General features: G+C 72.8%; 13 protein-coding genes. 9 read left to right on the top strand and 4 right to left on the bottom strand.

The window, feature by feature from the left end; all coding sequences use genetic code 11:
- Positions 1-113: 113 nt before the first annotated feature.
- Together CLT68_RS19600 and CLT68_RS33875 are read left to right on the top strand one after the other, a co-directional pair.
- Entirely contained in the window at positions 114-1,076 is a 963-nt protein-coding gene (locus CLT68_RS19600; protein WP_099852704.1) for a helix-turn-helix domain-containing protein, read from the top strand.
- A gap of 55 nt (positions 1,077-1,131) precedes the next feature.
- Positions 1,132-1,437: a DUF6624 domain-containing protein gene (locus CLT68_RS33875; protein ID WP_486482445.1), complete on the top strand. Its 306-nt coding sequence runs from the start codon at positions 1,132-1,134 to the stop codon at positions 1,435-1,437.
- Here the strand turns inward: CLT68_RS33875 and CLT68_RS19595 are convergent.
- Positions 1,434-2,837: an aminotransferase-like domain-containing protein gene (locus tag CLT68_RS19595; RefSeq protein ID WP_099852702.1), complete on the bottom strand. Its 1,404-nt coding sequence runs from the start codon at positions 2,835-2,837 to the stop codon at positions 1,434-1,436. The genes CLT68_RS33875 and CLT68_RS19595 overlap by 4 nt on opposite strands.
- Here CLT68_RS19595 and CLT68_RS19590 point away from each other — a divergent pair.
- Positions 2,836-3,783 (top strand): DMT family transporter, encoded by a 948-nt coding sequence (locus CLT68_RS19590; protein WP_099852699.1) that lies wholly within the window; start codon positions 2,836-2,838, stop codon positions 3,781-3,783. The genes CLT68_RS19595 and CLT68_RS19590 overlap by 2 nt on opposite strands.
- On the opposite strand, the gene CLT68_RS19585 is transcribed toward CLT68_RS19590, so the two are convergent.
- Entirely contained in the window at positions 3,780-4,166 is a 387-nt protein-coding gene (locus CLT68_RS19585; RefSeq protein WP_099857360.1) for a winged helix-turn-helix transcriptional regulator, read from the bottom strand. The genes CLT68_RS19590 and CLT68_RS19585 overlap by 4 nt on opposite strands.
- A 97-nt stretch (positions 4,167-4,263) precedes the next feature.
- Here CLT68_RS19585 and CLT68_RS19580 point away from each other — a divergent pair, with 97 nt between their 5' ends.
- Entirely contained in the window at positions 4,264-5,121 is an 858-nt protein-coding gene (locus tag CLT68_RS19580) for an NAD(P)H-binding protein (RefSeq protein WP_099852696.1), read from the top strand.
- 97 nt (positions 5,122-5,218) lie between these two features.
- On the opposite strand, the gene CLT68_RS33870 is transcribed toward CLT68_RS19580, so the two are convergent.
- Positions 5,219-5,599 carry a hypothetical protein gene (locus CLT68_RS33870; protein WP_486482474.1) on the bottom strand — a complete coding sequence of 127 codons (381 nt, stop codon included), beginning with the start codon at positions 5,597-5,599 and terminating at the stop codon, positions 5,219-5,221.
- Positions 5,600-6,105: 506 nt separating this feature from the next.
- Here CLT68_RS33870 and CLT68_RS19570 point away from each other — a divergent pair.
- The 5 genes from CLT68_RS19570 (at position 6,106) to CLT68_RS19550 (ending at position 10,744) form a co-directional block, all read left to right on the top strand.
- Entirely contained in the window at positions 6,106-7,053 is a 948-nt protein-coding gene (locus CLT68_RS19570) for an ion transporter (RefSeq protein ID WP_099852694.1), read from the top strand.
- A gap of 77 nt (positions 7,054-7,130) precedes the next feature.
- Positions 7,131-8,300 (top strand): acyl-CoA dehydrogenase family protein, encoded by a 1,170-nt coding sequence (locus CLT68_RS19565; protein WP_099852691.1) that lies wholly within the window; start codon positions 7,131-7,133, stop codon positions 8,298-8,300.
- Positions 8,300-9,145: a PhnD/SsuA/transferrin family substrate-binding protein gene (locus tag CLT68_RS19560; RefSeq protein WP_099852689.1), complete on the top strand. Its 846-nt coding sequence runs from the start codon at positions 8,300-8,302 to the stop codon at positions 9,143-9,145. The genes CLT68_RS19565 and CLT68_RS19560 overlap by 1 nt, the downstream gene beginning before the upstream one ends.
- Positions 9,142-10,353, top strand: a complete 1,212-nt coding sequence (locus CLT68_RS19555) for a sulfurtransferase TusA family protein (protein ID WP_099852686.1) — start codon at positions 9,142-9,144, stop codon at positions 10,351-10,353. The genes CLT68_RS19560 and CLT68_RS19555 overlap by 4 nt, the downstream gene beginning before the upstream one ends.
- A 37-nt stretch (positions 10,354-10,390) precedes the next feature.
- A complete protein-coding gene (locus CLT68_RS19550; RefSeq protein ID WP_088947824.1) occupies positions 10,391-10,744 on the top strand; it encodes a TraR/DksA family transcriptional regulator in 354 nt (117 codons plus the stop codon).
- Between the two features lie 50 nt (positions 10,745-10,794).
- Here the strand turns inward: CLT68_RS19550 and CLT68_RS19545 are convergent, their stop codons facing one another.
- Positions 10,795-12,189, bottom strand: a complete 1,395-nt coding sequence (locus tag CLT68_RS19545) for an FAD-dependent oxidoreductase (RefSeq protein ID WP_099852683.1) — start codon at positions 12,187-12,189, stop codon at positions 10,795-10,797.
- Positions 12,190-12,199: the final 10 nt, after the last annotated feature.

Here is a 12,199-nt window from a genome sequence, read left to right as displayed (position 1 = left end):
GCACCGCCGGCCAACGACGTGCCGGGTCACCGCCGAGCATTCCGGCACGTCCCGATCTCGCCGCCGACACCGTTTCACCAACCGGCGGCACCCGCACCGGACGGAGACAGCGGATGTCGTCAACACCACTGCAGACCGACCAGTTCGAGAGCCGTGACCCGGTCACCATTCACCAGTTTCTGTCCACCGTGTACGACACGAAACTGCGCATCCACAGCAGGAACGGATACCGGCTCAGCCATCACCGTGTCGACGCCGGCCCCTTCGCCGTTTCGACCACCCGCCAGACCGGGCATCTCGAGATCGATGCCACCACCCTCGGCGGGTTGGTCGTCGGCAGCGCCCGGACCGCCCGTGGCGAGCGCTCCTGCGACGGGTCGACCGACCGGTTCACGCCCGGCGACGTCCTCCTCGTCACCAGACCCGAGGAGCCGTGCCGCGTACGGTGGCATCCCGGCGAGGTGGAACTCTGTGTGCTGGACCTGTCGGTGCTGACGCAGGTGGCCACCACGGCGCCGACGCGGCGGCCCGGTCGGATCCGATTCACCGATCTGGGTCCCGTCAGTGGGGCACTCGCCCGGCAGTGGCGCAACACCACCAGCTTCGTCAGCGACGTCCTGCGGAACAGCCTGACCAACGGGGTGCAGCCGCTGGTGATCGGCAATGCCGCGCGGATGCTCGCCGCGGCGGCGCTCACGGTGTTTCCCAACACCGCGTTCACCGAACCGACCACCGCGGATCGGAACGACGCCAGCACCGCCACGTTGCGACGGGCGGTCGCGTTCGTCGAGGAGCACGCCGACCGGGACATCAACGCGGCCGACATCGCCGGTGCGGCCGGCGTCTCCCTGCGGGCGGTGCAGCTCGCCTTCCGCCGTCATCTCGGCACCACCCCGACGGCGTACCTGCGTCGGATCCGGCTCGACCGCGCCCATCACGACCTGGTGCGCGCCGACCCCCGCCGGGAGACCGTGTCGGCGATCGCCAGTCGGTGGGGGTTCGCCAGCCACAGCAGGTTCACGGCCCGCTACCACGCGAGCTACGGCGTACCGCCCCGCGAAACGCTCAACGCCTGAGACGTCGCCTTCGACAGGGCGCTGCACGACGAGTTGGTCGCGATGCTGGAGCGCCATCGCACAACACTCCGACCTGGATCTCGCCTTCCGGCAGGAGGCGCTGGGCCTGCTACGCGCGGCCGTCGCCGCCGGCCAGGTTTCGCCGGGCAATGTCGCCTACCTCCAGGACCGGGTCGCGACCGGCAAGGACGAGCCCCAGGAGTACGGGACGCAGATCCGCTGGGGACCCGGCGGGCCCGTCCCGGCCACCCCGATCAGGGACGGGGCCGATGTCGAACGACGCCGCGCCGAGGCTGGCCTGCCCACGCTCGCGAGCTACCTGGCCGAGGTGACCACGGTCTGCCCCCAGGGCACCAACTAGACAGGTGCACGCTCTCCACGCAGAGCGCGGGCGAGGCGGCGCACGGCCTCGTCCATGAGGTCGGGTGCGGCGGCGTAGGTGAGGCGCAGGTGCGGCGCCGGAGGTTCGGCGGCGTACCAGGGGCGACCCGGAAAGACGATGACGCCCTCGGCGGCAGCGGCAGCGGTCACCGCCACGTCGTCGACGCCGTCGGGCAGGCGGATCCACAGATGCAGGCCGCCACGCGGGACCGACTGCGGACAGAGGCTGGGGAGGTGTCGCCGCAGCGCGGCCAGCAACTCCTCGCGGCGCGTGCGGAGGGCCGTGGCGAGGGTGCGGCGGTGCCGCGGCCAGGCCGGGGAGGTGAGGAACTCCAGCGCCGCCTGTTGCAGTGGGCCAGCCACGAAGAAGTCGTCGAGCAGCCGTGCCGCGCGCAACCGGGCGCCGGCCGGTCCGCGGGCGCCGATCGCCGCGACGCGCAGCCCGGGCGCCGTCGACTTGGTCAACGAGCGCAGATAGATGACGTGCCCGTCGGGGTCGTCGGCGGCCAGCGGCGGTGGGGCCGGACCGTCGATGGTGAGGTCGCGGGCGTAGTCGTCCTCGATCAGGAACGCGCCCGCGTCGCGTACCACGTCGGCGACCTGGGCCCGGCGGTCAGCCGCCAGCGTCGCGCCGTGCGGGTTGGCGTGCAGCGGCTGGCAGTAGAACAGCCGCGCGCCGGTGCGGGCGAACGCGGCGGCGAGGTGGTCGGGGCGTACCCCGTCGGCGTCCGCCGGCACGGGCACCACCCGGAGTCCGGCGGCCCGGGCCACGGCCAGCGCGCCCAGGTAGGTCGGCGACTCGACGAGCAGGGCGTCGCCGGGGGCGGTCAGCGCCCGCACCGCCGAGGACAGCGCGGCCTGCCCACCGGGGCAGATCACCATGTCCTCGGCCCGCAGCCCATTCCCGGCCTCGCGGGCGAACCAGGCGCGTAGGTCCTCGCGCCCCTCGACCGGCCCGCGCTGCCAGGTCGCGGGCTGGCGGGCGGCACGGCTGAGCGCGGCGCCCAACGCGGCGGCCGGCTGCAGCTCCGCGTCCAGGTAGCCGCCGGACAACGCGATCGCACCGGCGCGCGGTAGCGCCAGCAGAGCCTGCATCTCGCTCTCGCCGGACGGCCGGGGGCCGAGCGCGACGGTCTGCCAGGACAGGTCGGGCGCCCGCCGCTCGTCCCGCGCGGCGGCCACGAAGGTGCCTCTGCCCGGCCGTGCCTCGATGAGCCCTTCGGCCACCAACCGCCGGATCGCCTCGGCGACGGTGACCGGCGAGGCCTGGTGCCGGGCGGTCAGCTCCCGGACCGAGGGCAGTCGGGCACCGGGACCTGTGGCGGCCACCAGCGCGCGCAGATCTTGGATAACGCGGGCGGCTGCGTTACCGTTCTCCATGAAGGACGATAGTAGCGCTACTGCCGCCAGCACGGTAACAACGCGGCGGGCCGGCGGTCTCGCCCTCGGCGCGCTGGGCGTGCTCGGGTTCAGCCTTTCACTGCCGGCGACCCGCCTGGCCGTCCAGCAACTCGATCCGTGGTTCGTCGCGTTCGGGCGGGCGGTCGGCGCGGGCCTGCTGGCCTGGGCGTACCTGCGTCTCACCAGCGCACCACGGCTCTCGCGCGGTCAGCGGCGGCGGCTGGTGATCGTCGCCCTGGGCGTTGTCGTCGGTTTTCCGTTGTTCACCTCGCTGGCGCTGCTCACCCAGACCTCCGCGCACGGCGCGGTCGTCATCGCCGCGCTGCCCGCGATGACGGCCGTGTTCGCGGTGCTGCGCGCCGGTGAACGGCCGCCGCCGCTGTTCTGGATCGCGAGCGTCGGCGGCCTGCTGGCGGTGCTCCTCCTCCTCGCCGCCAGCGGCGAGGTACGCGGCACCATCACCCTGCCCGACGCGTTCCTGCTCGCGGCGATCGTGCTCTGTGGCCTGGGCTACGCCGAGGGCGGCGCTCTCGCCCGCGAGCTGGGCGGCGCCCGGACGATCTGCTGGGCGCTGCTGCTGTCGCTGCCCGTCACCGTGCCCGTCACGATCGTCGCCGCGCTGGCCGACCGGCCGCACGCCGACGGCTTCGGCTGGTCGGCCTTCGGCTACCTCACCGTCGTCTCGATGTTCCTGGGCTTCTTCGCCTGGTACGCGGGCCTGGCCCGGGGCGGCATCGCGCAGGTCGGTCAGGTCCAGCTCGCGCAGCCAGTGCTCACCCTCGGGTGGTCGGCGCTGCTGCTCGGCGAGAACGTCACCCCGACTTCGATCACGGCGGCCGTGGTGGTGCTGGCGTGCGTCGTGTTGATCCAGCGCACCCGGCGGTCGGCACCAGCGGTGCGACGGGAGAGGTCGGGCGCGCGCTAGCCCCGCTCGCGCTCGCGGGCCGTCTGCAACTCGGGCACCGACGCCTCCAGAAGGTCGGCCAGGCCACGCAGTTGCTCGGCGACCCGGGCGCCGAGCGGCGTCAGCGAGTATTCGACGCGCGGTGGGATCGCGGTGAGCACCTCGCGGGTGAGCATCCCGTCCCGTTCGAGGGTCTGCAGGGTCTGGGAGAGCATCCGCTCGCTGACCCCGTCGATGCGGCGACGCAGGGCGTTGAACCGGTAGCGCCCCTCACCGAGCGCCAGCAGAGCCAGCGAGGCCCACTTCGAGGTCACGTCCTCGAAGGCCGCACGGGAGGTGCACCCCCGGGCGAAGACATCGCTGACGAATTCCTGGGTAGGCCCCGCCGGGTCCTGGGCGGGCATGTCGCTCACCTCACCAGCTTACCTGACGGTTACGCCTCGACTGGTGCTGTAGATTGGTAAGTGCTTACGAATTTGCCGCTACCCACCGGAGGTTCCCATGCCCACCTACGCCGTCACCGGTGCCACCGGCCGACTGGGTCGCCTGGTGATCGGGCAGTTGCTCGACACCGGGGTTCCCGCCGCCGACATCGCCGCCATCGTCCGCAGCCCGGAGAAGGCCGCCGACCTGGCCGCGCGCGGGGTCGAGATCCGCAAGGCCACCTACGACGACCCGTCGACGCTGCCCGGCGCCGTGGCCGGCGTACGCCGTCTGCTGCTCATCTCCGGCGACACTCCCGGTCAGCGCGTCGCCCAGCACACCGCGGTCATCGAGGCCGCCACGCTCGCCGGGGTCGAGCGGCTGGTCTACACCAGCATCCTGAAGGCCGACACCACCACGAACCCGCTCGCCCCGGAGCACAAGGCCACCGAGGAGGTCCTCGCCGCCTCCGGTCTCGCCTACACCGTGCTGCGCAACGGCTGGTACACGGAGAACTACGCCGACCAGCTGCCGCAGTACCTGGGGTCCGGCACGATCCTCGGCGCCACCGGTGGCAGCAAGGTCTCCGCCGCGACACGGGCCGACTACGCGGCAGCCGCCGTGGCGGCGCTGACCCGCGAGGAGGACGGCAACGCCGTCTACGAACTGGGTGGCACCGCGTTCACCTTCGACGAGTTGGCCGAAACCGTCACGGAGGTCACCGGCACCACCGTCGTCCACCGGGATCTGTCCGCCGCCGAGCTGGCCTCGGCCCTGGAGAACGTCGGCCTCGACGCGGGCACGGCCGGGTTCGTCGCCGCACTGGACCACTCGATCGCCATCGGCGAGCTGGCGACCGACAGCGACGACCTCAGCCGGTTGATCGGGCGGCCGAGCACCCCGCTGCGCGACGCCGTCCGGGCCGCGCGGGCCTGACCCCGCCACCGGCCAGGCCGGCCCCGCTCACCACCGAAAACCAGACCAGCTGGCACCGGCCGGGCGACGGATCGGCCGGCACCACCCGCCGATCCGCTCAGCCCGCCTCGGCGAGCAGCAGACCGGTCAGCAGGCTGCGCAGGGTCCGCTCGACGAGGTCCGCCCGGGGCGCCGGCGCGGGGGGCTGACCGAAGGCCGCGACCAGGTGCGGGTACGCCGCGAGGTCGACACCGGCGAAGCTGAGGGCCCCGGCCCCGGCGGCGGCCTCGCGGCGGGCGAAGAGGCTCACGACGCCGGTCATCATCGCGATGGCCTCGAACTTGGCGGTGACCGCGCAGGGCAGGGGTTCCAGGACCCGGATGCAGTTGTCGAACCAGGCCAGAGTCTCGGGACCGACGCCGGAGGCCCGGTGGAACACGTCGAGCAGCCACGGGTGGGCGCCGAACAGCGCCAACTGGCGGCGGCCCAACAGCACCATGTGTCCAACCAGTCGCCCTCCGCCTGCGGGTACGGCCGCAGCTCCCCGATGACCCGGTCGGTCATCAGGTCCAGCAGGTCGTCACGCGACGACAGGTACCGGTAGAGGGAGCCGGCGCCGGTGCCGAGCGCGCTGGCGACGGCACGCATCGACACCGCGGCGAGCCCTTCGGCGTCCGCCAGGGCGACGGCGGCCACCACTATGGCGTCCCGGCTGTGGGCGGGAGCGGGGCCACGGCTGCCGCGTTCGGGCCTGCTCCAGATGGGCGGGTGCTCGGGGCCACCGTCGCCGGCGCTCAAGGGGGGTGCGTCACTCACCGACCCACTCTAGATAGCGGGCGCGGTTCGCAGTCTTCGTCGTGTGCGGTGGCCACGACGGCCGTACCCCCATTCATTGATCTTGGATAGGCTGACGGGCATGCCCGCACGCCACCCGCACCGCCACCACGACGGCCGGAGGTGGGCCCGCACAGCGGCCCCGGCGCACCTGTTCGAGCCGGCCGACTGGTGAGTGGCGCACCCGCGCCCGCCCAGCGAGGTGAGCCGACCCCGTCGCCGCAGCACCGATCCGGTTGGGCGGCCCACTGCGCACGGCTCGCCCGGTCGCGGCCGTTCGAGATCGCCATCGTCGTGGTCATCCTCGCCAACGGGATCGTCCTCGGCCTGGAAACCTACGACGACCCGAACCGGGCCAACACGGCACTGCACTGGCTGGAGTTGCTCTTCCGCGCCGTCTTCGTCGTCGAGATGGGTGTGCGGCTGGCGGCCTACGGCAAACGTCCGCAGGACTTCTTCCGGCACGGCTGGAACGTGTTCGACTTCGTGGTGATCGCGGCCATCTTCATACCGGGCCTGCACGGCGACCCGGCACTGCTGCGCGTCGTGCGGGTCGCCCGCATGGTCCGGCTGGTGCGGTTCTCGCCGGGCCTGCGGACCATCGTCTCCGCGCTGTGGCGCAGCCTGCCGGGCGTCACCGGGTTCCTCGCCCTGGCCGTGGTGACCCTCTACGTGTACGGCATGGCCGGCTGGCTGATCTTCGGTAGCAGATACCCGGAGCAGTACGGCGACATCGGCAAGTCGCTGCTGACGCTGTTCGTGCTGCTGTCGCTGGAAACCCTGCCGGACCTCATCGAGCAGGGCATGGCCATCTCGCCGTGGACACTGCTCTACTACGTCAGCTACGTGGTCATCACCGTCAACCTGCTGCTCAACATCCTCATCGCGGTCATCGTCAACTCGATGGAGGAGGCACGCCGGTTGGAGATGACCGAGCGACTGGCCCCCGACTACGACGAGGACGGCGACGGCGTACCGGACGAGGTGGACCGCATCGCGCTGACCCAACGGCTGGACGACCTGCGGGCGGTGATCGCCGAGCTGGAGCGGGAGTTGCGGATCGACCGGGAGGACGGGCACGGCCGGCCGCACCGGGACGGAACGCGTACCAGAGGGTGACCCGGTGCTCGCGCTGTGTCCTCCAGACCGGATAGTGTCGACGGCGGCCTGACCGCTTCGGTCGAAGGGGCACCAGCATGACGACCACTGTCGACAATGCCCATCCCACCACCGATGTCACGAGCACCCTCGGCACCGTCATCGACGACGTGATCCGCCCGCAGGCGACGACTGTCGACCGGGAGGGGGTCTTCCCCCGCCAGGGTGTCGACGCCCTCGCTGCGGCCGGCCTGCTCGGTCTGGCTTCCTCGACCGAGGTCGGTGGCGGCGGCCACGGCATGCGGGTGGTCGCCGAGGTCGTCGAGCGGCTGGCCGCCGAGTGCGGCTCCACGGCGATGGTGGTCCTCATGCACTACGCGGCGACCGCCGTCATCGAGGCGCATGGCCCGCGCGAGGTCCGCGCCGACATCGCGGCCGGCGGGCACCTCACCACGTTGGCGTTCTCCGAGTACGGCTCCCGCAGCCACTTCTGGTCGCCCACCGGCACCGCGACAGCCACCGATGACGGCAGTGTCCGCCTCGACGCCCGCAAGAGCTGGGTCACCTCCGCCGGCGAGGTGGACAGCTACGTCTGGTCGAGCCTTCCGGTGACCCCCGACGCCGGTCCGATGACGCTGTGGCTCGTGCCGGCCGGCAGCGCCGGCCTGAGCGTGACGGGCGACTTCGACGGGCTCGGCCTGCGCGGCAACGGCTCCCGGCCGATGACCGCCGACGGGCTCCGGGTTCCCTCGACGGCGATGATGGCGGCCGACGGCGCCGGGCTCGACACCGCGCTCGGTGCGGTCCTCCCCTGGTTCCTGGTGCTGAACGCCGCGTTCTGTCTCGGTCTCGCCCAGAGCGCGGTCGCGGAGGCGGGCAGGCATGTCACCAAAACCACGCTCGCGCACACCGGCGCGGCCCTGCGCGACGCCCCCGTCACCCGCCGCGACCTCGCCCGACTGATGATCCGCACCGACGCGCTACGCGCCTTCCTGGGCGACACCCTCACCGCTCTGGAGACCGGCCGCGACGACGCGATGCTGCGGGTCCTCCAGGTCAAGGCGCTCGCCGGCGAGACCGTCGCCGACGTGACCGACGGCGCGATGCAGCTCTGCGGCGGCAGCGCGTTCCGCAAGGAGCTGGGCCTTGAGCGCCGTTTCCGGGACTCGCGGGCGGCCCGGGTGATGGCACCGACCACCGACGCTCTGCACGACTTCGTCGGCCGGGTCGCCACCGGCCTGCCACTGCTCGACGGGGCCAACCGCTGATGCCGGCGCCATCGGTCCTGATGGGTGCCGTCGCGTACGACCCCAAGGTGGTGACCATCTGGGAGGGCTTCCGCGCCTGGCTACGTGGACGCGGCCTGGACTTCGACTTCGTCCTCTACTCGCATTACGAGCGACAGGTCGAGGATCTCGTTGCCGGACGGATCGACGCGGCATGGAACTCACCCCTGGCCTGGCTGCGCGCCGAGCGACTGGCGGTCGCCAACGGCACCACCGTCCGCGCGCTCACCATGCGTGACACCGACCAGGACCTCACCTCGGTCGTGGTGGTTCCGGCCGACTCGCCGGTGCGCCAGCTCGCGGACCTCGCCGGACGGGTGGTCGCCGTCGGGGCGGTCGACAGTCCACAGGCGACGCTGATCCCGCTGGATCACCTCGCGGCGCGCGGGGTCACTGTTGACGTACGCCGCTTCGACGTGGGTGTCGGCCTGCACGGCGACCACATCGGCGGTGAACGCGACGCTGCCCGCGCCCTGCTGGCCGGGGAGGTCGACGCCGCCTGCATGATCGACGCCAACCATCTGGCATTTGTCCGGGAGGGCACGTTACCGCCCGAGGGCACCCGGATCGTGGCGCAGACCGCACCGTACGACCACTGCAACATGACAGTCCGCGAGCCGGAGTCCGCCGGGGTCCAGCTCTTCGGCACGCTGCTGCTCGGCATGTCGTACGCCGATCCAGAGGTGCGTCCGCTGCTCGACCTGGAGGGGCTGACGGCCTGGCGGGAGGGCCGCATCACGGGGTACGACGTGCTCGCCGACGCGGTCGACGCCAGCGGTTTCTACTCCCCTGACGGGCGGGTGACGGCCACGGACTACCGGCCGTGAGCGCGGCACCTGTCGCCGAGCTCGACCTGGGTGACCTGAGCTTCGGCCGGGGCGCACACCTGCTGGTGCACCGAGCCCTGGCCGGTCTGCCGCCCGGAGGCCGGTTGGCGGTCCGCGGACGCGACCCGGCGCTGCCGGTGCACCTGCCCGCCTGGTGTCGTGGCCGGGGTCATCGGGTCGAAGCGCCGGAGCCGGGCGACCGGACCGACGTGGTGGCGGTGGTGGTCCGGGGCACGGCGGACGACGACCGCTGGTTCGGCGCGGAGCGCGCCGGGCCCGCCCTCCCGACGGCACTTCGCAGCCGTCCGCCGGCACGGTGGGGGCTCGGCGCCCGGGGTGCGCTGCTCGAAGCCGGTGGCCCCGAGGCCCGGTTCGACCTGGACGACCGCGACCTGGTGTGGGCCGACGTCGCTCCTCACCTCTACGCGCAGGCGGCGGCGCGGCAGTGGGACCCGCAGACCGCGGTTCCGTGGGACGACCCGTTCGCGCTGCCAGCCGACGTCGAGGCCGCGGTGGTGCAGGTGATGACCTACCTGGTCGAGAACGAGCAGGCCGCCCTCGTCGTGCCGGCCCGGTTCGTCGGGCGGATCCATCCGCACTTCCGTGAGGTGGTGCAGCTTCTCGCCGTGCAGATGGCCGACGAGGCCCGGCACATGGAGGTGTTCAGCCGACGGGCACTGCTGCGGGGCCCCGAGTTGGGCACGTCATCCGCTGGCGGTCGACAGTCGCTCTTCACGCTCGTCGCGGAGTCCGACTTCGCGTTGGCCTCGTTCCTGCTGTCCGTGCTCGGCGAGGGCAGCTTCGTCGATCTGCTCTCGTTCCTGCACCAGTTCGCCCCCGACCCGGTGACGCGGCGGATCTGCTGGCTCGCCATGCAGGACGAGCGCCGGCACGTGGTGTTCGGCATGGCGCACCTGGAGCATCAGGCGCGGCTCGACCCGCTGCTGCGGGATCGGCTGCGGGCGGCCATCCACCGCCGCCACGACGCGCTCGTCGACACCGCCGGCCTCAACGCGGACGTCTTCGACGCGCTGGTGGTGCTCGCGGCGGGCGGCTGGCATCCCGACGACGTGTCCGCCGGCTTCGACCGGGTGCAGGCCCTGCAACACGCGATGGATCAGGGCCGCCAGCGCCGACTGGTACGGCTGGGTTTCCGACCCGACGAGGCGGCCGCGCTGTCCGCCCTGCACACCCGCAACTTCATGTGAGCGACCACGCTCACTGCGGGGGTACGGTGGAGTGGCCATGGACAGGAACTCCAGCGCGGTCCGCGAGGAACTACTGCGGCTGCGTGAGCAGACCGAAGCGCAGGCCGCAGCCCTGGACGGTGACCTTCGGAGCCTCTTCGAGGCCTCCCGGTCGTCCAACGCCGACGACGAGCACGACCCCGAGGGCAGCACCATCGCCTTCGAGCGCGCGCAGCTCACCGCCGTCCTGGACGCGGCCCGCCGACGCCTGGCCGAGCTGGACAACGCGCTGCGGCGGGTCGACGACGGCAGTTACGGCGTGTGCGAACGGTGCTCCCGTCCCATTCCCGCCGAGCGGCTGGTCGCCCGGCCGTCGGCGCGTACGTGTGTGGCCTGCGCCAGCCGGCGGTGACGGTGCCCGTCGGCCGCGAGGGTCACGGGCACCGTCGTCGTACCCGGTGATCAGCTGGTGCAGCAGGCGCCCGCGGGCGAGGCGTCGAGGGCAACGAGGCTGAGCGGCGCGGACAGCAACCCGCCGGAGATGCCGGTGCTCAGTCCACGCCCCGTCGGCTCCGGTCCGCAGCAGTTGTCGCCGCTCGCCGATTCGGCGGGGTTGCTGTTGCAGACGCCGGTTTCGGGCAGGTCGAGCTGGACCTCGCGGGCGGCGGTCCAGTCCCCGGCGAGGGCGGCCACGACCGAGCGGACCTGCTCGTAGCCGGTGGCCATGAGGAACGTCGGCGCCCGGCCGTAGGACTTCATGCCGACGGCGTAGTAGCCGCTCTCCGGGTGAGCGAGTTCGTCCACGCCATGCGGGGGAACGGTGCCGCAGGAGTGCTCGTTGGGGTCGATCAGTGGGGCGAGCGCACGGGTCGCGCCCAGGACCGGATCCAGGTCCAACCGCAGCTCGGCGGCGATGGAGTGGTCGGGTCGGAAGCCCGTGGCGGCCACGATGCGGTCGACGGTGATCGACTCGTCGGTGCCGTCGGCGTGCCGCACGACCACGCTCACCCGCCCGTCGGTCGGGGCGAGCGCGTGCACGGAGAACCCGGTGAGCAGCCGGATGCGCCCGGCGTCGACGTGCGCCCGCAGGCGCGAGCCGAGCGCGCCTCGCGCCGGGAGGGCGTCGGCCGCCCCGCCACCGTAGGTACGCGTCGGTGAGGCGGTCCGGATCGCCCAGGTCACCTCGGTGCCGGGTTCGGCGGCGGACAGCTCGGCCAGGGACAGCAGGGTGTTCGCGGCCGAGTGGCCGGACCCGACCACGAGGGTGTGCCGGCCGACGAACCGGCCCCGGTCGGCACCGAGCACGTCCGGCAACGCGTGCTCCAGATGGGCGACCGAGTCGGCCTCTCCCCTGGCGGGCAGGCCGGACGCGCCGAGGACGTTCGGCGTACCCCAGGTGCCGGAGGCGTCGATGACGGCGCGGGCGAACAGCTCGTCGCCGTCGGCGAGGCGGAGCAGGAAGGGCGCGGTGTCGCGTCCGGCGGTGCGCAGCCGGTCGAGGCCGAGGCGGCTGATCGCCTCCACGCGTGCCCCGTAGCGCACGTGCGGCTTGAGCTGCGGCAACTCCGCGAGAGGCTGGAGGTAGTCGCCGACGAGTTCCGCGCCGGTGGGCAGGGCCTCCGGGTCGGGGGCGACCCAGCCGGCCTCGTCGAGGAGCCGACGGGCGGCAGGATCGACGTTGTACCGCCACGGTGAGAAGACGCGCACGTGCCCCCACTGCCGTACGGCGGCACCGGGGGTGTCGCCGGCTTCGAGGATGGCGAAGGGCAGGCCGCGCTCGTGCAGGTGCGCGGCGGCGGCGAGACCGGTCGGGCCGGCGCCGATGACGACGACGGGAAGGCCGTCCAGAGCGTTCATCCGTTGACTC

This window comes from Micromonospora sp. CNZ299 (genome assembly GCF_002754415.1).
Note: the sequence above shows the minus strand (reverse complement) of the source record. Positions and strands in the feature narration are given on the sequence as shown.

Coding starts and splice junctions, on each gene's coding strand:
- CLT68_RS19600 (WP_099852704.1), top strand. CDS start 114: ATGTCGTCAACACCACTGCAGACCGACCAGTTCGAGAGCCGTGACCCG.
- CLT68_RS19590 (WP_099852699.1), top strand. CDS start 2,836: ATGAAGGACGATAGTAGCGCTACTGCCGCCAGCACGGTAACAACGCGG.
- CLT68_RS19595 (WP_099852702.1), bottom strand. CDS start 2,837: ATGGAGAACGGTAACGCAGCCGCCCGCGTTATCCAAGATCTGCGCGCG.
- CLT68_RS19585 (WP_099857360.1), bottom strand. CDS start 4,166: ATGCCCGCCCAGGACCCGGCGGGGCCTACCCAGGAATTCGTCAGCGAT.
- CLT68_RS19580 (WP_099852696.1), top strand. CDS start 4,264: ATGCCCACCTACGCCGTCACCGGTGCCACCGGCCGACTGGGTCGCCTG.
- CLT68_RS33870 (WP_486482474.1), bottom strand. CDS start 5,599: ATGGTGCTGTTGGGCCGCCGCCAGTTGGCGCTGTTCGGCGCCCACCCG.
- CLT68_RS19565 (WP_099852691.1), top strand. CDS start 7,131: ATGACGACCACTGTCGACAATGCCCATCCCACCACCGATGTCACGAGC.
- CLT68_RS19560 (WP_099852689.1), top strand. CDS start 8,300: ATGCCGGCGCCATCGGTCCTGATGGGTGCCGTCGCGTACGACCCCAAG.
- CLT68_RS19550 (WP_088947824.1), top strand. CDS start 10,391: ATGGACAGGAACTCCAGCGCGGTCCGCGAGGAACTACTGCGGCTGCGT.
- CLT68_RS19545 (WP_099852683.1), bottom strand. CDS start 12,189: ATGAACGCTCTGGACGGCCTTCCCGTCGTCGTCATCGGCGCCGGCCCG.